This window comes from Streptomyces sp. NPDC048192, from assembly GCF_043202415.1.
Classification (GTDB): Bacteria; Actinomycetota; Actinomycetes; order Streptomycetales; family Streptomycetaceae; genus Streptomyces.
Map to the genome: position 1 here is coordinate 1 of NZ_JBIDAL010000021.1, position 21,180 is coordinate 21,180.

The window sequence follows — 21,180 nt, forward strand, 5'->3', positions numbered from 1 at the left end:
AACAGTGATCTTGGTCGACACGGTTCTAGCAGGAGCTCCATCTCTGCTTCAGGCACCTTGACACAACAGCTCAGCCCCTAACTACACGGCATTGGTACTAGGGCGCGTATCGAGTCGTGATCAATAGGTCTGTGCCATCGGCTGTGGCAGAGCGTCAAAGGCAGGTCGCATACGGCCCGTTCTCCAAATTCGAGTGATGCCGACCCGATAGTGCGACAGGATGTCCGCTTGCCGTATTGACCAGCGAAAGGCAGTTCGCATGCCGCATCCCGCACCGCGGCCGACTCCCGACTCGACCGACCCGCTCACTGCCGAACTGGTGGTGGATGTTGCCGCTGCCGTGGCACCGGCCATCTCGCCGGACGGCGGCCTGGTCGCTTACGGAGTGGTCACGAACGGCGGAAGGGGCGGGCGTCCGCACGGGTCTATCTGGGTCACCGCCGTCGACGGGAGCACATCCCCGCGCAGGCTGACCGACGGCACGGCGCGCGATCTCGCCCCGAAGTGGGCGCCGGACTCGGCCTCTCTGTTCTTCACCTCCGACCGCAAGGAGCAGGGCACCGCCCAACTCCAGCGCATCCGTCTGGATGGCAGCGAGGACATCGCCAAAGCCGAGGCCTTGACCAGTTGGCGCGGCGGCATCCTTGACCACTGTCCGCTCCTCGACGGCCGCACCGTCGCCCTGCTCGCCGAGGACGAACGCCGGGAAGCCGAGCGCGACGACGCCAAGGTCTGGGGCCGGCACCTTCCCGCCACCCGGCTGCGCCTGCTCGACCTGGAGACCGGCGTGCTCCGCACCGTGGACGGCCTCGGTGACCGGCATGTGATCGAGCTGGCCCAACGCCCGGACGGCGGCCCGTTGGCGGTGCTGAGCTGGTCCACCCCTGAGGTCGACCCTGGCGTCCTGACGGCGGAACTGCATGTGGTCGACCTGAGCTCGACGGTCGTCCAGGGCTTGGGTCCGGTCGGGGTCGAGGCCCAGTCCCTGGCCTGGTGGAACCACAACGGTGTCTGGCATCTGGCCCACCTGGCGGTGACCCCGGGGCACCTGGTCGGCGGGCTCGCCGTGATCGACACCGTCCCGCCGGCGACCGGCCCGGCCGTCGAACACCGCAACCTCACCGCCGGCATGCCCGTCTGTCCGACCGAGCTGGTGCAGGCCGCGGACGGGCCGCTGCTCGCGCTGTTCGCCGACGGGCTGGACACCGCCCTGCACCGGCTCGACCCGGAGTCCCTGCGGTTCCACCAGTTGTCCACCGCCCCCGGCATGCTCGCCGGGCTCAGCGCAAGTCGCTCCGGGGAGACCGTCGCCCTGCTGGCGAGCACGGCGTACGAGCCCAAGAGCGTCCATGCCGGACGCACCGGCGGACCGCTGGTCCGGCTCAGCGACACCGGGCCGGAACTGCGCAGGATCCGCTGGGGCGTCCAGGAGCGCGTGGGCTACCAGGCCTGTGACGGACTCCGGTTGGACGGCCTGCTTATCCTGCCCGTCGGCCGGACTGGGGACGACGGCCCGTTCCCGCTCGTCACCCTGGTCCATGGCGGCCCGTATTTCCGCCACGCCGACGAATTCGCCCTCACCGTCGTCGACTGCGGCCAGTGGCTGGCGACCGCCGGGTACGCCGCCTTCTTGCCCAACCCCCGAGGCGGTTCCGGACACGGCCACGAGTTCGCCGCCATGGCCGCAGGCGCGGTCGGCGGCGACGAGTGGACCGACATCCTCAGCGGGATCGACCTGCTGGTGGCGCAGGGAGTCGCCGACCCCGAGCGTCTGGGCATCTCCGGCTGGAGCCATGGGGGCTTCATGGCGGCCTGGGCGGTAGGCCGTACGGACAGGTTCAAGGCCGCCGTGATGGGTGCGGGCATAAGTGACTGGGGCATGCAGGCCGGGACCGGCGACTGGGGCATCCTCGACGCGGCGCTCGGCGGCAGCACCGGATGGGAGGGCCCGGGACCGCACGTCCACGACCGGCACAGTCCGATCTCCTACGCCTCCAGGATCAACACCCCAGTGCTGATCCTGCACGGCGAAGAGGACACCAATGTCCCGCTCGGCCAGGCGATCCACTTCCATCGTGCCCTGCGCCACTTCGGGGTCGAGCACGAGTTCGTCGTCTATCCCCGCGAGGGCCACGGGCTCGAGGAGCGTGCCCACCAACTCGACGCCCTTCGGCGAATCCGCGCCTGGTTCGACCGCTGGCTATAGGCCCGAGCAGGGGCGTGTATCGGTGCATGATCAATCTGCAGATTCGACCCCGCCCTGAGCCTCTGATCCGGTAGATCATCTTGAGTGACGCGAGTGCGACTGACGGACGAAGAGTGGGAGTTCATTGGGCCGTACCTGCCGATCGGCGAGTATGGCCCGTATCCCGAGCGGCGGCGGCAGCAGTTCGAGGGTGTGATCTGGCGATTCAAGACCGGCGGGCAGTGGCGGGAGATGCCGCAGGATTTCGGCTCCTGGTCGACCGTCTCGAACCGCTTCCGGCAGTGGCGTGACGCCGGTGTGTTCGAGGCCCTTCTGGAGGGCCTGATCGCGGAGGCCGCGAAGCGGGGCGAGGTGGACCTGTCGCTGGTCAGCATCGACTCCACCACCGCGCGCGCCCACCACGATGCCGCCGGGATGCACATGAGCGAGGACGTGCTCACCTCTCTGGGGAAGGCCGCCGCAGAGGAGGAGAAGGCTAGGTCAAAAGGGGCGGCCGCGTAGAACAAAGCGGACGAGACGCCGACGCGGATCCCGAGCGGGAAGAGCGACGACGCATCCGACGCCGCCGGAAGCTCCGCCTGAAGGCCGCCCTCCTGGGACGCTCCCGGGGCGGGCAGACCAGCAAGGTTCACGTCGCCGCCGACCGCAAATGCCGCCCGCCGGCGCTCCTCCTGACCGCAGGACAGGCGGCCGACAGCCCGCAGTTCATCCCCGTTCTGAGCAAGATCCGTGTCCGTGGGCCCGTCGGCCGCCCCGCACTCGGCCCGACGCCGTCGCCGCAGACAAGGCTTACTCGTCCCGGGGCGACCGCGCTCACCTGCGCACACGACAGATCAAGGCCGTAATTCCGGAAAAGGTCGATCAAGCCGCCAACCGCAAGAAGGAGGGCTCCCGGGGCGGCCGACCCGTCAGCCACGACGCCGAACTCTACAAGGAGAGGAACACCGTCGAACGGCTGATCAACAAACTGAAGGCCTGGCGAGGCATCGCCACCCGCTACGACAAGACCCCGCAAAGCTACCCCGCCGGCCTCCACCTCCGCGCCTCCATGATCTGGATCAAAGACCTCACCAGAGCCACTCGTTGATCACGACTCGATACGCGCCCTAGAGGGTTTCTTCGATGTCGGCCTCGTACCAGGAGGCGGCCGTCCACCGCCGTCGCCCGCCCCACCGACGGGTCCGCCATGCACGCGGGCGGCCATGCCGGCTCTCTGCGGCTCGCGCGCCACGACGCGCCGACTGTCCGGCGCTGCTTGCCTTCCGGCTCGGCACCTGAGTAGAGTCTCTTCCGTCAAAGCTTTTCGAGATGCTTTATGAACAAATAACTTGGTGCTCCGGGCACTGTCTCACAAGGGGGATTCATGCAGGTCAAGGTGGCTGTGGCGTACCACAGTGGTTACGGGCACACGGCGAAGCAGGCAGCAGCCGTCGCGGCCGGGGCGGAGAAGGTTCCGGACACCCAGGTCACGCTCGTCCCGCTCGCGGAGCTGACCGACGAGCTGTGGGAGACGCTCCAGGAGTCCGACGCGATCATCTTCGGGACGCCCACCTACATGGGCGGCAGCAGTGCCGTCTTCCGTGCCTTCATCGAGGCCACGAGCAAGGTCTGGGGGGACAACCTCCGCTGGAAGAACAAGATCGCCGGCGGCTTCACCAACAGCGGCAACATGTCCGGCGACAAGCTGAACACGCTGTTCGACATCGCCCTGTTCGCCGCCCAGCACGGCATGATCTGGGTCGGCCTCGCCGAGTACGGCGGCTGGAACACCTCGGCCGGCAGCCCGGAGGACATCAACCGGCTCGGCAGCTGGCTCGGCGCCATGTCCCAGGCCAACAACGACGAGGGACCCGACGTCACGCCGGGCGCCAGCGACCTGCGCACCGCCGAGGCTCTGGGCCGTCGCATCGCCGAGACCACGCACGTCTTCCTGGCCGGACGTCAGGCCGTGGACCTGGAGGGCGCGTCCGCCTGACCAGCGGGCACGCCATCGCAGTCGAAGCCTGTGGGGGGGCATGGGGATGACTGACCGGCAGGAACTGGCATGGCTCGACGCACACGCCCAAGCCGATCTGGTCCGGACGGGGCAGATCGGTGCGGACGAACTGGTCGAAGCCGCGATCGGACGGATCGAGGCGGCGAACGCCACGGTCGGCGCGGTGCCCATCACCGACTACGAACGGGCCCGGAAGCAGGCCGGTGACCCGGAGTTCCGCAGAGCGCTCACCGGATCGGAGCCACCAGGACCACTGGCCGGCGTGCCCTTCCTGCTCAAGGACCTCGGGGCGGCCTGCGCCGGACTGGAGGCCACGCAGGGGTCCGGTCTGCTGGCGGGCTTCGTCCCCGGCCAGGACAGCACGCTGGTCGAGCGGTTCAAGTCCGGCGGACTGCTCATCCTCGGCCGGAGCAACTCGGCCGAGTTCGGAGTCCTGCCCACGACCGAACCCCGCCGGCACGGTCCCACGCGCAACCCGTGGGACCTCGGCAGGTCCGCCGGCGGGTCCAGCGGCGGCGCCGCGGCGGCCGTGGCGGCAGGCCTGGTGCCACTCGCCCACGCCAACGACGCGGGCGGTTCCATCCGTATCCCGGCCGCGTGCTGCGGAGTCTTCGGACTCAAGCCCACCCGGGCCCGCACCCCGCTCGGCCCCCAGGTGGGCGACCTCATGAACGGACTGGCCAGCGAGCATGTGGTCAGCCGTTCCGTACGGGACAGCGCGGCGGCCCTGGACCTGATCGCCGGCCCCGCCCCCGGCGATCCCTACCCGGCACCACCGCCGCCCGGCCCGTTCCGCGACGCGGTCGCGAAGCCTCCGCGCCGGCTGCGTATCGCCTTCACCACACGCGCCGGCACCGACACCCTGCACGCCTCGTGCGTCGAGGCCGTCCTGCAGGCCGCCCGGCTCTGCGCGGACCTCGGACACACCGTCACCGAGGACGCGCCGGCACCGGCGATGCCCGATGTCGCCGACGCGTTCCTCGATGTCTGGGCGGCCGGGGTGTCCTCGGCGATCACCGCCCAGAGCACGGTGGCCGGACGCACTCCCGCACCGGAAGCCGTCGAGGAACTCACCTGGTGGCTCTACGAGCGGGGCCGCTCCCTGTCGAGCGCGCACTATCTCCTCCAGATCGGCCATCTGCAGCGCACCGCCAGAGCCCTCGCCGCCTTCCACGACTCCTACGACGTGCTGATCTCGGCCGTCACGGCGTCCCCGCCGCCGCCCCTCGGCTTCTGCGCGCACGGTGACCCGGAGCAACAGCTCGCCCGGGCACTGGACTTCGCCCACGAGACACCACTGGCCAATCTGACCGGTCAGCCGGCCATGTCCGTGCCGCTGCACCAGGACCCGGCGGGGCTGCCCGTCGGCGTGCAGTTCACCGGCCGGTACGGGGACGAGCACACCCTGCTCGCCCTCGCGGCCCAGCTGGAACAGGCCCGGCCCTGGGCCCGGCTGAGACCGCCTGTCACCCACCCCTGACGGGTTCCCCGCGCCGACGGCCCGTGCCCTGAACCGGGCCCCACACCCTCACACACTCCGCCCTCGAACCGGCGGCGATGGCGCACGCCCGCATTCCCCTGCCGACACCGCCCTCGTGGGAGCGGCTCGCGCCCCTCACCGAAGCGGAACAGCCGTTCGCCGCCGCAACGCGCAGAGCAGCCAGGGGGTGCCACCCCTCGCCCGCAGCGCCGACCGTCCGCCCTACTGCCGCGCCCACAACCGCTGCCGCGCCCACAACCACGTGTCCTCGCACGCGGCGACCACCCTGCCCACAAACAGGAGGCTTCATCATGTTCCAGACCACCACTGACGAGCAGCTGACCGGCAACCCGATCGACGAAGTGATCGGCGGCACCATCCACTACGCCGCGCTCACCACCGCGGCGAAACTCGGTCTGTTCGCCACCCTGGAGGAGCGCGGTCCGCTCAGTGCCGACGAACTCGCCGAGGCGGTCGGCGCCACGGCCGACGGCATCCGTGCCGTCGCCGACGTGGTCGCCGTACTCGGCTGGCTCACCCTGGAGGACGGGCGCTACCGCAACGGCCCGCTCGCCGAGCGCTGGCTGGGCGGGAAGGTCGAGTACGACTTCACCCCCGCGCTGCTGTGGGCGTACGAGCTGATCAACGTCATGTGGGAGCTGCCGCAGGCCGTCCGGCACGGCAAGCCCGCCCAGTCGCTGTGGGAGCGCTGGGAGAACAACCCCGACGCCGGGCGGGACTTCTCCGAGTACATGAAGATCAAGTCCCGGCTGACGGTGGACTCCATCGTGGACGCCGTCGAACTGCCCGAAGGCGCCCGCAAGCTGCTCGACCTCGGCGGCTCGCACGGCCTGCACTCCATGGCCATGTGCCGGCGCCACCCCCAGCTCACGGCGACGATCATGGACCTGGACGAGGCGCTCGCCAACACCGGGCCGGCCATCGAGAAGGCCGGTCTCGCCGACCGCGTCTCGCTGCGCCGGGGCAGCTTCCTCAGCGGCGACCTCGGCTCCGACTACGACCTCGTGTTCCTTTTCGAGATCGTGCACAACCACACCGACGAGGAGAACCGCGACCTGATCGCCCGCGCCGCCAAGGCGCTGCGGCCCGGCGGCAGGATCGTCGTCCTGGAGGACGTGCGCGGTGCGGAACTCGACGCCCACAACGCGGCGTTCAGCCTCGCGATGTTCGCCTGCTCGGGCGACCGCACCTACAGCTTCCCCGAGATCTCCGGCTGGCTCACGGACGCCGGGCTCGGCGGCGTCGAGCAGATTCGGCTGCCGTCCTCCGTGTCCCTGGTCATAGGCACCAAGTGACGGTGCCGGCCTAGGGGGAGGAGAAACAGCGTGCAGATCGCTCTGGCCCGCCGGTCGACCCGGCAGTGGCAGAACGCAGCGGAGCTTGCGCACCAGGTGTATGCCACGTCGTACGAGGCGGACGTGGTCCCGAACCCCGATCTGTTCATCGTCGCCGGACCCAGCGGGGGCGCTGGCGGCGACGGCGAGGTCGTGGCCTGTGCCGGGCTGACCTTCGGCACCGACCGTCCGCTGTTCTCCGAGCGGTACCTCGACACCGACATCGAGGGTGCCATCAAGGCGGCTCTCGGCACCTCGGCCGACCGCAGCCGGGTGGTCGAGGTCGGCGCGCTGGCCAGCGCGCGGCGCACCGCCGGCCGGGAACTCATCCGCGTCACACCCATCATGTCCTGGTGCCTGGGGATGGAGTACATCCTGTGCACCGCCACACGGAGCCTGGTCACCACGCTGCACCGCGTCGGGATCGCGTTCGTGCCGATCGGGCCGGCGGACCCCGGCCGGATCGATTCGGAGGAACTGGGCCGCTGGGGCACGTACTACGCCCACGAACCCACCGTCGGGGTCATCCCGCTCAACTCCCTGCACCGGCTGTTCGCCGACGCCACCGGCCGTTACACCGTCACCGAACTGCAGTTCCGTATCCCCGAGTTCGAGGAAGCCGAGCATGCGACTCGTTGAACAGGCACTGGTCCGGACGGCGGAGTCGGACCGTCCGCTGGTCGAGGTGCAGGGCCCCGGCGGCACACCGGTCAGAAGTCTGAGCTACCGCGAGGTGAGCCGGCGCGCTCAGGCCCTCGCCCCACGGCTCCGCCCCGTCGACGGGCGGGCCCCACGGGTTGGTGTGGTGTGTGGGAACACCCCGGAGTTCGTGATCGCCGACCTCGCGCTGATCGCTCGGCGGGCGGTCGAGGTGCCGGTCCCGCTGGCCTTCTCCGCCGAGCAGGCCGCGGGACTGCTGGACGGCGTGGACCTCTGCCTGGTGGACCGGGCCGGGCAGGAGCGGCTCGAGCAGTGGGGCAGACGGCGGGTCCTCGGCGCCGACTGCCCCCTGGTGACGGTGACCGCCGACGGGCCGGTGCCCGACGCGCCCTTGCGCCTCGCGGCCCCCGGGGACCCGGAAACCGCGGCCGACTGGGAGTGCAAGGTCATCCACACCTCCGGTACCACCTCGCGTCCCAAGGGCGTACGCATCCGGGCCCACGGCCTCGACGCGCTGCTGACCTCGCTGCGCACGGTGATGCCCGAGGGAGCGTTCACCCGCTATCTGTCGGTCGTGCCGTTCAGCCTGCTGATCGAGCAGGTCACCGGTCTGTACCTGGTCCTCCTCGACGGCGGCACCCTGGTGCTGCTTCCCGAGGACATGCCGCTGGTCGGCACTGCGGCGGCGGCACCGGCCGACGTCCTGCCCCACGTGGCGGCGGCCCGGCCCACCGCGACGGTCGCCACGCCGGCGCTGGTCGAGGCGTTCGCCGCCCGGGCGGAAGCGGCGCTCGGCGCGGGCGAGCCCGTCGCCACGGCCCTGTTCGGGACCGGCGACGCACCGCTGATCTGCTGCGGCGGTGCACCCGTCCATCCGGATCTGCTGCGCCGCCTGGAGGGGTACGGGCTGCCCGTCCACGAGGGCTACGGACTGTCCGAGAACAGCTCCGTGGTCAGCTGGAACACTCCCTCCGCCCGCCGTACCGGAACGGTGGGACGCCCGCTGCCGCACGTCACCGTCCGTATCGCGGACGACGGCGAACTGCTGGTCAACAGCACCTCGCTGTTCGCCGGGTACACCCGCAACGACCCCTCCAGCCTGGTCCTGGACGCCGAGGGCTGGCTGCACACCGGCGATCTGGCGGACATCGACGAGGACGGCTTCATCAGCATCACCGGACGCAAGAAGAACGTCATCGTGACGGCGGCGGGCCGCAACGTCGCCCCGGAGTGGGTCGAGGCCCAGTACGCGCAGCTGCCGTTCGTCCGGGCGGTGGCCGTGGTCGGCGACGGCCTGACCGCTCTGCACGGCCTGTTCCTGGTCGACGGCTCGGTCGATCCGGCCGATGCCGAGAAGGCTGTACGCGCCTTCGGCGAGGAGCACCTGTCGGAGGTGGAGCGGGTGGCGCAGCCGCACATCGTCGTCGCCTCCGAGGAGCTGTACCGCCGGTACTTCACCGTCACCGGCAGGCCCATGAGGAGGGCCGTCCAGCACGACCTCGTCACCGGAAAGCTGCACGCCGGCGAAGCCGACGGAGCCATCGAAGCCAACGAAGGAGCAGAAGCATGACCAGCACCGCCGCGGTCCGCCCCTACGGCACGGCGACCGGAAAGCTCGTTATCGCGGGCGGATCCGACTCGCTCGGCACCCTCGACCCCGCCTGGGTCACCGGGTTGCTCGCGGACTCCGGATTCCTGCTGTTCCGTGGCTTCCACACGGACCTGGAGGAGTTCTCGGCGTTCGTCAAGGCGCACTCCGCACGGATCACGCTCGACCCCGCCCGCAGCTTCCACGGCGGCGAGGTGGCCCAGAAGGTCGACGCGGGCACCGCGGCCGTCGGACTGCACCTGGAGAACGGCAACAGCCCCTTCGGCCCCGACCTGACCTGGTTCTTCTGCGAGAAGGCCGCCTCCGCCGGCTCGCAGACCACCGTCTGCGACGGCTACCGCGTATGGGACGCGTCGAGCCCGCGCGCCCGTGAGGTGTTCGGCGGCAGCCCGATCACCTACAGCCGGCGTGTCGAGGAGCCCAAGTGGAAGGCGTTCGTCGCCCACCAGCTGGAGGGCCGCAAGGAACCGGCCGACATCACCTTCGCCGACATGGAGGCCCTGGTCGGCGCGGACCCGCACACGCGCCTGACCCTGGAGGAGGACGGCGCGATCCGGTACGCGTACACCACCGGTGCCGCCCACAGCACCCTGTTCGGCACGCGGCTCGCCTGGGCCAACAGCATCTTCGGGCCGTCGTACAACTACGAGACACCCCGGATCACCCTGCAGGACGGCGAGGAGATCCCCGCCGATCTGCAGGCCGAGCTGAAGACCCTCACCGACGAACTGACCGAGGACATCGACTGGCAGGACGGCGATGTCGCGCTCATCGACAACACCCGCGTGATGCACGGCCGTCGGGAGATCCTCGACACCGACCGCACCATCTACAACGCCCAGAGCTACATCCGCCGTGAGCTGGTCGACGGTGTCACCGGGGGAGGCGAGGGCCGATGACCCAGGCGGTTGCCCACGCGCTCACCGACCCGCGGATCACGGCCGTACTGGACGACATCGCCCGGGGCGCCCGGCATGACGACGACGTCGTGCGACGTGCCTACGACACGGTCGCCGCCTGGCCGGCGCCGCCCACCGCCGAGGAGGCGGCCGAGCTGTGCGCCGAGGCCGCCCTGCCGGTCCACCCGCAGGTCGGCACGCTGCTCTACCAACTGGTCCGTGGCGCGCGCCCGCAGCTCGTGGTCGAGTTCGGAACGTCCTTCGGCGCCTCGACGCTCTATCTGGCCGCCGCGGTGCGCGACAACGGCACCGGCCGGGTGATCGGCTCCGAACTCCACCACGGCAAGGCCCGACGGGCCGTTGCCCACCTGGAGAGGGCGGGCCTGCTGGACTTCGCCGAGATCCGCACCGGCGACGCCCGCGAGGAGCTGTCCGACCTGCCGGGCCCGGTCGGCCTGCTGCTCCTGGACGGCTGGAAGGAGCTGTACCTGCCGGTTCTGCGGGTCCTCGAACCGGCTCTGGCGGACGGCGCGCTGATCGTCTCCGACAATCTGCCGATGCTCCCGGAGGAGTTCCTCTCGTACGTCCGCGAGCCCGCGAACGGCTATCTGTCCCAGCAGCTTCCGCTGGGCGACGGCATCGAACTGACCGTACGCACCCGTCCGCACCCGACCGGCGAAGGAGCCTGAGCAGATGTCCACATCGTCACGAGGCCGGCTGTTCAACAGCGAATCGGTCACCGAGGGCCACCCCGACAAGGTCGCGGACGCGGTCTCCGACGCGATCCTCGACGCACTGCTCACCGACGACCCGCACGCGCGCGTGGCCGTCGAGACCCTGGTGACCACCGGTCAGGTGCATGTCGCGGGCGAGGTGACGACCCGTGCCTGGGCCGACATCCCCGCCATCGTGCGGGACGTGGTGACCGGTATCGGATACGACTCCTCCGGCAAGGGATTCGACGGCGCCTCCTGCGGCATCAACGTCTCCATCGGCTCCCAGTCGCCCGACATCGCCCAGGGCGTCGACGAGGCGTACGAGACCCGCCAGGACGGCGGCACCGACGACGACCTCGACCGTCAGGGCGCCGGCGACCAGGGCCTGATGTTCGGTTACGCCTGCTCCGAGACGCCCGAGCTGATGCCGCTGCCGATCACGCTCGCGCACCGGCTCGCCCGCCGCCTCACCCAGGTCCGCAAGGACGGTCTGCTGCCCTATCTGCGGCCCGACGGCAAGACCCAGGTCGCGGTGGAGTATGCCGGACAGCGTCCGGTGCGTCTCGACACCGTGGTCGTCTCCGCGCAGCACGCCGACGGCGTCAGCCTGACCGGGCTGCTCGAACCGGACCTGCTGGCCCATGTGATCAAGCCGGAGCTGGAGGCCCTCGACCTCGCCACCGACGGTTTGCGCACCCTCGTGAACCCCACCGGCCGTTTCGTCACCGGCGGTCCGGTCGGTGACGCCGGACTCACCGGACGCAAGATCATCGTCGACACGTACGGCGGGATGGCCCGGCACGGCGGCGGCGCCTTCTCCGGCAAGGACCCCTCCAAGGTGGACCGCTCGGCGGCGTACGCCATGCGCTGGGTGGCCAAGAACACGGTCGCCGCCGGGCTCGCCGAACGCGCCGAGATCCAGGTCGCCTACGCGATCGGCAAGGCCGCCCCGGTCGGGCTGTTCGTGGAGACCTTCGGCACCGAGACCGTCGACCCGGTGCGGATCGAGGCCGCCATCCGCGACGTCTTCGATCTGCGTCCGGCCGCGATCATCCGCGACCTGGGGCTGCTGAGGCCGATCTACCGGCAGACCGCGGCCTACGGCCACTTCGGCCGGACCGACCTCGACCTGCCCTGGGAGCGGCTGGACCGGGCCGCCGCGCTGAAGGACGCCGCCGATGCCTGAACCCGGCCTGGCGGAGGCCGCGCTGCGCATCGCGGTCACCGGGTCCATCGCCTCCGACCATCTGATGGTCTTCCCCGGCCGGTTCACCGAGCACCTGATGGCCGACCGGCTCGACCACGTGTCGCTGTCGTTCCTCGCCGACGACCTCCAGGTGCGGCACGGTGGCGTCGCCGCCAACATCGCCTACGGGCTCGCCCGTCTGGGTCTGCGCCCGCTGCTCGTCGGCGCGGCCGGCCGGGACTTCTCCCAACAGCGCGCCCTGCTGGAGGCCGCGGGCGTGGACACCTCGCCCGTGCGGATCTCCGGCACCCGGCACACCGCACGGTTCGTGTGCACCACCGACCGTGACCAGAACCAGATCGCCACGTTCTACGCCGGGGCGATGGCCGAGGCCGCCGACATCCGGCTGGAGGAGTTCTTCGTCGACGCGGACTTCGTCCTCGTCGGCCCCGACGACCCGGCCGCCATGGTCCGGCACGCCGAGGCGTGCCGCCGCCACGGCATGCCGTTCGCGGCGGACCCGTCCCAGCAGCTGGCCCGCCTCGAACCGGCCGCTATCCGGGGCCTGTTCGAGGGCGCGCGCTATCTGTTCACCAACGCCTACGAGCAGGCGCTGCTGTTGCAGCGCACCGGCCTGAGCGGGGAGGACGTGCTGCGCCGGGTCGGCGCGTGGGTCGTCACGCTCGGTGCCGACGGCGCCCGGATCGAGCGGCACGCCGCTCCTGCCGTGACCGTGCCCGCCGTCCCCGTCGCACGCGTGGCCGACCCCACAGGAGCGGGCGACGCCTTCCGGGCGGGTTTCCTCGCCGAACACGCGCGCGGCCGCGACGACACGGAAGCGGCCAGAACCGGCTGCGCGCTGGCCGCGACCGCTCTGGAGTCGGTCGGCAGCCAGGACTACGAGGCGAGTTACGGGCCGGTACGCGAGCGTGCCCTCGCGGGGGTGGGGCGGTGACCGGCGGCCTTGTGAGGGGCGGCGGCGGGGGCCGTGACGTCACCGTCGCGTCGGCCCTGCGGCGCCCCGGACCGTTGTTCTCGGTGGAGTTCTTCCCGCCACGCGACCCGGCGGGCGAGCGGCGGCTGTGGCGGTGCGTGCGGGAACTGGAGCCACTCGCCCCGGTGTTCGCCTCGGTGACGTACGGCGCCGGCGGCAGTACCCGGGAGCGTACGGTGCAGACCACGGCCCGGTTGCGCGAGCAGACCACCCTGTGCACGGTGGCCCACCTGGCGGCGGTGGGCCACTCGGTCGCCGAACTGCGGCACGCCCTGTCGTGGTACGCGGCGACCGGCGTACGCAACCTGCTGCTGGTGCGCGGTGACCCGCCCGGGGACCCGGGCGGCGAGTGGATCGCCCACCCGCAGGGCCTGACCCACGCCGCTGAACTGGTGGCGCTGGCCCGGACCCTGGGCGACTTCTGCGTCGGCGTGGCCGCCTTTCCGCACGGGCATCCGCGCTCGCCCGACGCCGCCTCGGACCTCGCCCACCTGGTGCGCAAGATCCGGGCCGGCGCGGACTTCGCGGTGGCGCAGCTCTTCTTCGACGTGGAGGCGTTCCTGCGGCTGCGGGACCGGCTCGACGGACAGGGCTGCGACGTGCCGCTGCTGCCCGGCGTCATGCCGATGACCACCCCCAAGGTGCTGCGCAAGGCGGTCGAGCTGTCCGGGGTGCGCGGCGAGCCCGAGCAGGCGCGGGCCCTGACGCGGTACGCCGACGACCCCGCGGCGTTCCGGGCCGCCGGCCTGGACGCCGCCGTACGACTGTGCGCGCGGCTGCTGGACGAGGGCGTTCCCGCCCTCCACTTCTATTCCCTGAACACTACGGCGGCCACCCGGCACGTCCTCGACGCCCTGGGCATCGGGACGCGGCCCACGACGGCGCCGCCCCTACGACTGGAAGCCGAGCGCGTATGACTCTCCGACCCGCCCGCCGTTCCCTGTTCCGCGCCGGTGTCGCCGCCGTGCCGTTGCTGACGGCGGCACCGGCCCTCGCCGGGCAGGCCGTCGCCGCCCCGTCCGGCGAGCAGCCCGGGAGCCAGGCGCTCACCTGCGCCTTCGTGTCCCGGTGGACCACCGCCTACCTGGAGGCGTGGCGCACCAAGGACGCCGCGGCGGCCGTACGTCTCTTCGCCCCCGACGCCCTGTACGAGGCGGTGCCCGGCGACGAGTCCCAGACCTACCGGGGCCGGGACGCGATCGGCCGCTACTGGCGCGACGTCACCTCGGGGCAGTCCGACATCGGCTACCGGCAGGGCACCCCCGTCGTCACCGGTGAACGGGCGGCCGTCGAGATGTGGGTCACCCTGCGCGCCCCGGCCGCCAATCCGGACGGGGACCACTGGATCACCCTGATCGAAACCAACGTCCTCACCTTCGGCACCGTCGGATCCGACCGGCTGTGCACCCGCAACAGCGAGTACTGGATCCTGCGCACCGGCCGCCACGACCCTCCGCAGGGCTGGGGCCGGGCGTGAGCGGACGCCGTACCCTCATCGCCGGCGGGCACGTGCTGAGCATGGACCCGGCGATCGGGGAACTGCCGTGCGCCGACGTGCTGGTGGAGGACGGCGTCATCCGGTCCGTCGGCCCGGACGCCGGTGCCGCGGACGTCGACGACCGCATCGACGCCCGTGGCCGCCTGGTGCTGCCCGGTTTCGTCGACACACACCGGCACATGTGGCAGGCGGTGCTGCGCGGCTGCGGAGCCGACCAGACGCTCGGGGAGTACTTCGCGACCGTCCTCGGTGCCCTGGGCCCCCGGCTCACCCCGGACGAGCTGTACGTCGGCAACGCGCTCAGCGCGCTGGCGGCCCTCGACGCCGGTGTGACCACGGTCCAGGACATCTCGAACGTCGGCAAACCCACTCCCGAGCACACCGACGCCCTCCTCGACGCCCTGGAGTCCTCGGGCGTGCGCTGTGTCTTCGCCTAAGGGATGGGGCCGGCGAAGGACGCCCGCCGTGTCCGCGAGACCCGGCTCGGCACGGGTGACGCCCTGGTGACGATGGCCATCAACGCCGACGGCGGCGGGGACGACGACAGCCGGCGGATCTGGTCCCTGGCCCGGGACCTGGCCGTTCCGGCCGCCCTGCACGTGCGGGGCGGCCGGCCGGTCTCCCGGCTGCACCGGCTGGGCGTCCTGAGGCCCGGCACCGTCTTCATCCACGGCACGGGCCTGGAGGAGGGCGAACTGCGGCTGATGCGCGACAGCGGGGCGGCGCTCTCCATCGCGCCCGCCATCGAGATGACCATGGGCCACGGTCTGCCGCCCTTCGGAGCGGCGGCCGCGGCGGGGCTGCGGCCCGGTCTGAGCACGGACGTCGAGGTGGCCGCCGCGGCCGACATGTTCGGCCCGATGCGCACGGGTTTCCAGGTGGCGCGCCTGGCGGCCCTGCAGGGTCTGACAGAGGGGACGGACGGGCAGGTCGCCCTGCCCACGACCCGGGACCTGCTGGAGTACGCCACGATCGCCGGTGCGGAGGTCCTGGGCCTGGGTCGTGTGACGGGGTCGCTCACGCCGGGCAAGCAGGCGGATGTGGTGGTGCTGCGCAGCGACCGGCCGGGGGTGGCTCCGGTGTACGACGCCGTGGGAACGGTGGTCTCGGCCATGGGCCCGGGTGATGTGGAGACGGTGCTCGTCGCCGGTCGTGTGGTGAAGCGCGAAGGCAGGCTGCTGCACCCTGGTCTGCCCTGTCTGCTGGAACGCGCGGCAGCGGTACGCGACCGACTGCGGGAGCCGGCGCCGAAGAGGTGAGCACCGGCTGTGGCGGACCCGGCCACCGCTGGGCCGGGCCGGCCACCACCGGGCTCACCGGTGGATGAGGACGCCCTCCTCTACGGCGGCGAGGGCGACGCGCAGGTGTTCGCTCAGGGCCCGGGCGGTGGCGTCGGGCATCCGGGAGACGAGGCGGGCGTGGGCCGCTGTGGTGGCCCGCACCGCCTCTTCGGCTGTCTTGACGCCCAGCGGGGTGAGTTCGACCCAGCTGCTCCGTCCGTCCTCGGCGTCGGCCTCCCGGCTCACGTACCCGGCGGCCACCAGCCGCTTGATCACGTTGCTGGTGCCTCCGGAGGACAGCAGCAGTGCCTGCGTCAGATCGGTCGGCTTGAGCCGGTACGGCGCACCGACCCGGCGCAGGGTGGCGAGCACGCCGTACTCGGCCTGGGTGAGATGCAGCTTGTCCAGCGCGGCGGCGGCGGTCAGATCGAAGGCCGACACCAGCAGGGCGGTGCGCTTGGCGAGTTCGAGGGGGAGGCCGGCGATCTCCGGCATCTCGACGCGCCAGGCCGAGATGATCTCGTCAACGTGGTCGGGCTCCACTGGCGCCACCTTTCCTGTTTTGCTCACGATAAAGATACTGGATGGCCGAAACGCGAGGACACCAGGCCAGCCGCCTAACGCACAGGGTCGGTTCTCTATTTATCTTTACGGATAGCTTTGCGCAATGCTTTGTTGCTAGTGTTCCCTGCATGGGCACTCGTCACGCACGCCGCGTACTGATGGCCACCCTCGTCCTGACCGCCGTAGGAGCCTGCGCGCGCGACGGCGCCACCGAGAACCGCAGCTCCGCACCCGCACCCAGAAAGGCGACCGCCGTGCCGGACCTCCGCCTGTCCGAGACCGCCGCACCGCCCTGCTTCGCCGGCAGCGGCGCCACCGCTCACCTCCAGCCCGGCACCTCCCGCTCCCGCATCGTCACCCTGGGCTCCGGCCCCCGTGGAGTCGTCCTGGCCCCCATCTCCTGGGGCGACGCCTGTGAGTGGGCCGCCGAGGCGAAACGCCTGGCTGCGGCCGGTTACCGCGTCGCCAGCATCGACTGGGGCACCGACCGGCAACGCACCGTCTCGCACGCCACCCGCCTGCTGCGCGCCCAGGGCGCCGACCGGGTCGCCTGGGTCGGCGGCTGCATGGGCGGCAACGTGATGCTGGGTCTGGCGCCGAAGACAAGCGGCGCCGAACGCCCGGTCGGAGTGGCGGGTATCAGCCCCCTCGCCTCGCTCGGCGGCTACGGGACCTCCGCCTCGACGCCCTACGACGGCCGGCTGTTCCTCCTCGGCACGGCCGACGACCCGCTGGCCGACGCCCGCCGCCTGCACGAGGTCGCGGCGAGCTTCCCGAGCGCCGAGGTGGTCGTCCTTCCCGGCACGCTCCACGCCGCGGAGATCTTCACGGGCCCACACGCCGACCGGGCGCGCAAGGAACTGGACACGTTCCTGGAGCTGTCGTTCGCGCACGCGACCACGTCAAGCCGGGGTGCCTGACCCCTTGGTGGGAGAGTGAGTCCCTAGCTTGCAAGGCGGCTGCAGATCGGGGCCCAGGCCCACATCCAGCTCCGCACGATGTGGGCCTGGAGCTGGACGTGTGCGCGGACTATCAGGTCGCGGCAATCGCTCCCGGCCATCGACCAGCTGCGCCGGGAGCGGCCACGCACCCCCCACCAACGGCGTGTGCTCACGCCTGCCCCAGGTGCGGGCGCGCGGCGGCGTTTTCGAGAACGCGGTCTCGTCCTCGAAGGCGATCACGAGCCCAGCGCCGCCGCAGTCATTCCGCCATGCCGCCTGCGGCCACGCCGCACGGGTGTCGGCGGCGGCATCGTCGCTGCGCCCCTGGACGACGAAGCCACGGTGCAAGTGCCGTGTCACTGCGAGCCTGTGGCCACCAGGGCCTCGGTGATGGGTTCGAGCTCGGTGATCAGTTCGTCGAGTTCGGCGGGGGAGAGGGCGTCGTAGGGCGGGGTGGCGAGTTCGTCGGTGAGGGTTTCGATGCGTTGTTTGGTCGCGCGGCCGGCGTCGGTGAAGTGGCCGTCGGCGTCGACGAGCCCGCGTTCACGCATGCCGTCCATGACCGCGGCCAGGCGCTCTTTCGGCAGATGATGGATGCGCCCGAACGACTCCGGGGGGTGGATGCCCTGCTCAAGAGCGGAGAGCACATGGGCCTCCGTGCCGCCGATGCGCGCGCCGACGAGAGCGGCGATGTGCCCGTCACCGCGGTGCTCGCGCAGCATGGTCGCGGAATGCCACAGCCGGGCGACGGGGTCGCTGGGTACCTCAAGGGTGCGCATGCCGGCGTACATCACCCGGCCTTCGGTGGGGGCGCTCGTCGCGGCCTTGGTGGTCAGGTCCGCGGCGCGCACCAGGCCCGGGGAGTCGGCTAGCTCGTCGCCGAGGATGCGCCGTAGCGAGGCGGCGCTGCCCCGTTCCCGCGCGGCGACGGAGGCCTCGGGCGGGATCGTCTCCCAGGCGCTGGGGATGTGCCGTGCGGCCTCCCCGTCGGCGAAGTTGTAGAAGGCTGCGTGCACGACTTGGGCCGGAACCCGTCCCAGCGGTGCGGCCCGGCTGGCGAAGTAGCCGTCCCAGTAGGTGCGGTGGCCCAGGGCGGCCAGTTCCTCGTTGCACTCGTCGGCGAAGTAGGTGACCAGACAGATCGGCTCCAGGAGCTCGAACATGCGACGGGCGATGTCGGTCGTCGGATGCAAGCGCGTCGTGCCCATCGGGTTCTCCCCTTGTTAGGTGTGCCGACTTGGACCGTCCGGCACACGGAAACTAATCGGCGCCCAAAGGGAAGCAGTGCGGAACTGCGAGCAGCAGCTGGAGCACACCTACCTGCGGGTGGATGGCCGGCCAAACCCACGGCAGGTGCTACGCGTCGACTCCACCACCCGCCTGGACTTGGACGCGACCTGACCTGGTCACGCGTCGCCGACGGCCCGTCCCACCCTGGGGCGGCCCATCCCGCATGTCCCCACCGTCCTGCCCCGCCCGCGCGCCTCCCCCCGGCCGCTGCCCTGCTTGCGGCCGAAAGAGGTCCTGGCCGTCAACCAATCCCGCCCGCAACGCGGCCGGCCGTGGCGGGTGACGACGCCGCCGGACGGCGATCACTCGCGCGGTGTGTTCGCCACGTGGTCGCTCCACGGCACCAGTGGTGCCACGCTGACGTACACCCTGACGTCGTCGACGCGGCAGCTGGGACCCCGGCTGATGATGCCGGTGACGGTCGTCGCCGAAGGTGTCGCCAGGACGGGGCCGCCCGAATCGCCGGTGCATGTGTTCCATGTGGCCCCGGGAGCCGGCTGGGCGCGCAGCAGCTGCCACTGCGGGCGCGGCGGGACTGCCGAGATCGCGTTGGGCGCGTACACAGCGCTGCGGATCGGTGAACCGGAGAGCCACTTCAGAGCGCCGGCAGGGGGCCACGCCACCGTAGCCGTCCCCTCCCCAGCCGAATGCCGTGCCCGTGGCCGGCAGGGATGATGGCCGGATGGGAAGCCGTGCGGGCGGCACGCGGACAGAGCCGGCCAGGACGAGCAGCGCCCCGTCCACGGAGCGATCCGGGTATGCCGGCGTGCGGGTGACGTGCAGGCGTTGGCCGGTGACGGGCGCTGTGTGGCACAGGTTGTCAGCCCCCACGACCGCGTCGATGGACCCTCGTGGCGGCCGCAGCAGGCAGTGCCGCGCGGTGAGTACGAGGTCGGGTGCGACGAGGGTGCCGCCGCAGAACTGGCCGTTGAAGATGTCGTTTCGTGGCGCGGAGGCGTTGACGAGCGCGACGACGTTACGGACGGAGGGCCGGGCCGGCGGGCCGCCGGCGCGGAGGGTGACCCCTCCGGACAGCAGCCCGCCGACGAGCACCACCCACAGGGAGGCACGTGCCGATCTCAGGAGCATTGCTTCTTCTTCGTCTCCACCTGGAGGCTGATCAGGTTGTGCCACCGGTACTTCTTCGAGCCGACGTGGTAGTCGACCAGTACAGCACGCATGCCGACGTGTGTAGTGCCGGTCACCTTGACCACCGTCACCAGGTTGTACGCCGAGACGATCCATTCCTTGACGCCTTCGGGTGGCAGGGTCGCCCCGACCGCCGGCTGCCGCGCCGCCCAGCCCGCCGAGAGGAAGTCGGCGGGCGGCGGATAGGAGGAGTAACCGTAGTCGGTGGACCGTTTACCCAACAGGAAGGCCGTGACGAGGTGCAGGCCGTGGGGACCGAGAAGGGTGACCTTGTCGATCACCGCCTTCTGATCACCGTAGTTGTCGAGGTCGTCGCCGCCGAAGGCGACCGATCCACCGGTCGGGACGGGCACACACATCTGGCCGGAGTTGATCGGCTGCTGGTCCTTGCCGTCGAAGGGTCCGCCGTAGGCGACGGAGCGGACGGAAGCCGTACCCGAACAGCCGGTGAGCAGGCCAAAAAACAGGCCGGACGTGATGGCGGCGAGCCTTGCGCGAACTGCGTAAGGGCGCTTCACGGGTCCGTGACGACTGGACAAATTCCCCCCTGGGGAAATGATGGGGTCGCTCTCCGTGGCGAAGTCAGGGCCTGATCATGAAGTTGACGTGAAGAAAACGTCAATCAAAGGTTTCGTCAACTGAAGATCTGGCAAAGGTCATCTCGCTCGCGGCCCGGCCCCGGCGTGGACTATGCCCCTGCCGGGACCTCTCCGAGAGTGTGACAAGGGCACGCCATCGTGGAGCGAGGTCGTCAGTGCCGCGCTAGTGGTCGGCGCAGAGAGCCAGTTCGTCCTGAATCCCCACGCCGAAGGTCCCGGCACTGGCGCGCTGACAGGTCCGACTTTCGTACCGCACTGCAGGGGGTCAGCGTGGTGTGCGCGACGTAACTACCCCGAGGGCGAACCAACCTGACTCTACGTCAGCTCGCCCCGCTCTTCGGGATCTCCAAGTCGGATGCAGGCCGCGTCATCGACCACCTCGGGCCACCCTTCGCCCTGCGCCAGCGCTGGCGGTACCGCAGGGATGCCGTGCTGATCGTGGACGGCACCTTGGTTCCCACTCGCGATCACAACGTCGCCGAGCGTTCGAAGAACAGGACGGCGTAGTGCCGGCCTGCATGTTCTCGCGGCTCTCACGGCCTGCCAACCGGCTGCCACAGCCGCCGCGCCGGACTCCCGCGGGTGTCCCGCTCTCACCCAAGCACAACCCGGCCAGCGTTTGCGGGACAGCCCTTGTCGGACCCGTAGTCCGCCTATGGCCAGTCCACGACCGCCAAGGTGCTCTTCGCGCTGGAAGCCGCGGACGGATGACAACATCACCGCCGCGCTCATGCCCGGTGCGATCTACACGATTTTGC

The 21,180-nt window shown here is 71.0% G+C and carries 19 protein-coding genes and 3 pseudogenes; 17 read left to right on the top strand and 5 right to left on the bottom strand.

All coding sequences use genetic code 11. The features are described from left to right. Nucleotides 1–259 precede the first annotated feature (259 nt). The 15 genes and pseudogenes from ACGFZN_RS34330 to ACGFZN_RS34400 all read left to right on the top strand — a co-directional run bounded on the left by ACGFZN_RS34330 (nt 260) and on the right by ACGFZN_RS34400 (nt 15,858). Nucleotides 260–2,206, top strand: a complete 1,947-nt coding sequence (locus ACGFZN_RS34330; RefSeq protein ID WP_393862378.1) for a S9 family peptidase — start codon at nt 260–262, stop codon at nt 2,204–2,206. 84 nt (nt 2,207–2,290) lie between these two features. Beyond that, nucleotides 2,291–3,293: pseudogene (locus tag ACGFZN_RS34335) on the top strand (IS5 family transposase). A 276-nt stretch (nt 3,294–3,569) separates the two neighbouring features. Further along, nucleotides 3,570–4,181, top strand: a complete 612-nt coding sequence (locus ACGFZN_RS34340; protein ID WP_393862379.1) for a flavodoxin family protein — start codon at nt 3,570–3,572, stop codon at nt 4,179–4,181. Between the two features lie 46 nt (nt 4,182–4,227). Then, nucleotides 4,228–5,682 (top strand): amidase, encoded by a 1,455-nt coding sequence (locus ACGFZN_RS34345; protein ID WP_393862380.1) that lies wholly within the window; start codon nt 4,228–4,230, stop codon nt 5,680–5,682. Between the two features lie 311 nt (nt 5,683–5,993). Further along, nucleotides 5,994–6,998: a methyltransferase gene (locus ACGFZN_RS34350; protein WP_393862381.1), complete on the top strand. Its 1,005-nt coding sequence runs from the start codon at nt 5,994–5,996 to the stop codon at nt 6,996–6,998. A 30-nt stretch (nt 6,999–7,028) separates the two neighbouring features. Continuing rightward, nucleotides 7,029–7,676, top strand: coding sequence for a thermostable hemolysin (locus ACGFZN_RS34355; RefSeq protein WP_393862382.1), 648 nt, complete (start codon nt 7,029–7,031; stop codon nt 7,674–7,676). After that, a complete protein-coding gene (locus ACGFZN_RS34360; protein ID WP_393862383.1) occupies nt 7,663–9,267 on the top strand; it encodes an AMP-binding protein in 1,605 nt (534 codons plus the stop codon). The genes ACGFZN_RS34355 and ACGFZN_RS34360 overlap by 14 nt, the downstream gene beginning before the upstream one ends. Then, nucleotides 9,264–10,205: a TauD/TfdA family dioxygenase gene (locus ACGFZN_RS34365; protein WP_393862384.1), complete on the top strand. Its 942-nt coding sequence runs from the start codon at nt 9,264–9,266 to the stop codon at nt 10,203–10,205. Before ACGFZN_RS34360 ends, ACGFZN_RS34365 begins: the two co-directional genes overlap by 4 nt. Then, on the top strand, nt 10,202–10,894 hold the full coding sequence (locus ACGFZN_RS34370) for an O-methyltransferase (protein ID WP_393862385.1): 693 nt from the start codon (nt 10,202–10,204) through the stop codon (nt 10,892–10,894). Before ACGFZN_RS34365 ends, ACGFZN_RS34370 begins: the two co-directional genes overlap by 4 nt. A gap of 4 nt (nt 10,895–10,898) precedes the next feature. Next, the gene (gene metK, locus ACGFZN_RS34375; protein ID WP_393862386.1) at nt 10,899–12,107 is read left to right on the top strand and encodes a methionine adenosyltransferase; all 1,209 of its coding nucleotides are present in this window, start codon (nt 10,899–10,901) and stop codon (nt 12,105–12,107) included. A gap of 22 nt (nt 12,108–12,129) precedes the next feature. Continuing rightward, entirely contained in the window at nt 12,130–13,062 is a 933-nt protein-coding gene (locus ACGFZN_RS34380) for a carbohydrate kinase family protein (protein WP_393862499.1), read from the top strand. Nucleotides 13,063–13,118: 56 nt separating this feature from the next. Continuing rightward, entirely contained in the window at nt 13,119–14,018 is a 900-nt protein-coding gene (locus ACGFZN_RS34385) for a methylenetetrahydrofolate reductase (protein ID WP_393862500.1), read from the top strand. Further along, on the top strand, nt 14,015–14,578 hold the full coding sequence (locus ACGFZN_RS34390; RefSeq protein ID WP_393862387.1) for a nuclear transport factor 2 family protein: 564 nt from the start codon (nt 14,015–14,017) through the stop codon (nt 14,576–14,578). The genes ACGFZN_RS34385 and ACGFZN_RS34390 overlap by 4 nt, the downstream gene beginning before the upstream one ends. After that, nucleotides 14,575–15,036 carry an amidohydrolase family protein gene (locus ACGFZN_RS34395; protein ID WP_393862388.1) on the top strand — a complete coding sequence of 154 codons (462 nt, stop codon included), beginning with the start codon at nt 14,575–14,577 and terminating at the stop codon, nt 15,034–15,036. Before ACGFZN_RS34390 ends, ACGFZN_RS34395 begins: the two co-directional genes overlap by 4 nt. A gap of 3 nt (nt 15,037–15,039) precedes the next feature. Next, on the top strand, nt 15,040–15,858 hold the full coding sequence (locus tag ACGFZN_RS34400) for an amidohydrolase family protein (RefSeq protein WP_393862389.1): 819 nt from the start codon (nt 15,040–15,042) through the stop codon (nt 15,856–15,858). A gap of 54 nt (nt 15,859–15,912) precedes the next feature. On the opposite strand, the gene ACGFZN_RS34405 is transcribed toward ACGFZN_RS34400, so the two are convergent. Next, nucleotides 15,913–16,449 (bottom strand): MarR family winged helix-turn-helix transcriptional regulator, encoded by a 537-nt coding sequence (locus ACGFZN_RS34405; protein ID WP_393862390.1) that lies wholly within the window; start codon nt 16,447–16,449, stop codon nt 15,913–15,915. Between the two features lie 122 nt (nt 16,450–16,571). On the opposite strand from ACGFZN_RS34405, the gene ACGFZN_RS34410 reads away from it, so the two are divergent. Further along, nucleotides 16,572–17,363, top strand: a complete 792-nt coding sequence (locus ACGFZN_RS34410; RefSeq protein WP_393862391.1) for a hypothetical protein — start codon at nt 16,572–16,574, stop codon at nt 17,361–17,363. Between the two features lie 377 nt (nt 17,364–17,740). On the opposite strand, the gene ACGFZN_RS34415 is transcribed toward ACGFZN_RS34410, so the two are convergent. The 4 genes and pseudogenes from ACGFZN_RS34415 to ACGFZN_RS34430 form a co-directional block, all read right to left on the bottom strand. Further along, nucleotides 17,741–18,592: a MarR family transcriptional regulator gene (locus ACGFZN_RS34415; RefSeq protein WP_393862392.1), complete on the bottom strand. Its 852-nt coding sequence runs from the start codon at nt 18,590–18,592 to the stop codon at nt 17,741–17,743. Nucleotides 18,593–18,976: 384 nt separating this feature from the next. After that, a complete protein-coding gene (locus tag ACGFZN_RS34420) occupies nt 18,977–19,297 on the bottom strand; it encodes a trypsin-like serine protease (protein ID WP_393862393.1) in 321 nt (106 codons plus the stop codon). Further along, nucleotides 19,239–19,763 (bottom strand): annotated as a pseudogene (locus tag ACGFZN_RS34425) (trypsin-like serine protease); the annotation flags it as partial. The pseudogene ACGFZN_RS34425 and the gene ACGFZN_RS34420, both read right to left, overlap by 59 nt. Continuing rightward, nucleotides 19,754–20,341, bottom strand: a complete 588-nt coding sequence (locus ACGFZN_RS34430) for a hypothetical protein (protein WP_393862394.1) — start codon at nt 20,339–20,341, stop codon at nt 19,754–19,756. The pseudogene ACGFZN_RS34425 and the gene ACGFZN_RS34430, both read right to left, overlap by 10 nt. Nucleotides 20,342–20,722: 381 nt before the next feature. Here ACGFZN_RS34430 and ACGFZN_RS34435 point away from each other — a divergent pair. Beyond that, nucleotides 20,723–20,917, top strand: a pseudogene (locus ACGFZN_RS34435) (transposase family protein); the annotation flags it as partial. Between the last annotated feature and the right edge of the window lie 263 nt (nt 20,918–21,180).

Coding starts and splice junctions, on each gene's coding strand:
- ACGFZN_RS34350 (WP_393862381.1), top strand. CDS start 5,994: ATGTTCCAGACCACCACTGACGAGCAGCTGACCGGCAACCCGATCGAC.
- ACGFZN_RS34415 (WP_393862392.1), bottom strand. CDS start 18,592: ATGGGCACGACGCGCTTGCATCCGACGACCGACATCGCCCGTCGCATG.
- ACGFZN_RS34345 (WP_393862380.1), top strand. CDS start 4,228: ATGACTGACCGGCAGGAACTGGCATGGCTCGACGCACACGCCCAAGCC.
- ACGFZN_RS34365 (WP_393862384.1), top strand. CDS start 9,264: ATGACCAGCACCGCCGCGGTCCGCCCCTACGGCACGGCGACCGGAAAG.
- ACGFZN_RS34400 (WP_393862389.1), top strand. CDS start 15,040: ATGGGGCCGGCGAAGGACGCCCGCCGTGTCCGCGAGACCCGGCTCGGC.
- ACGFZN_RS34390 (WP_393862387.1), top strand. CDS start 14,015: ATGACTCTCCGACCCGCCCGCCGTTCCCTGTTCCGCGCCGGTGTCGCC.
- ACGFZN_RS34360 (WP_393862383.1), top strand. CDS start 7,663: ATGCGACTCGTTGAACAGGCACTGGTCCGGACGGCGGAGTCGGACCGT.
- ACGFZN_RS34340 (WP_393862379.1), top strand. CDS start 3,570: ATGCAGGTCAAGGTGGCTGTGGCGTACCACAGTGGTTACGGGCACACG.
- ACGFZN_RS34410 (WP_393862391.1), top strand. CDS start 16,572: ATGGGCACTCGTCACGCACGCCGCGTACTGATGGCCACCCTCGTCCTG.
- metK (WP_393862386.1), top strand. CDS start 10,899: ATGTCCACATCGTCACGAGGCCGGCTGTTCAACAGCGAATCGGTCACC.
- ACGFZN_RS34330 (WP_393862378.1), top strand. CDS start 260: ATGCCGCATCCCGCACCGCGGCCGACTCCCGACTCGACCGACCCGCTC.
- ACGFZN_RS34370 (WP_393862385.1), top strand. CDS start 10,202: ATGACCCAGGCGGTTGCCCACGCGCTCACCGACCCGCGGATCACGGCC.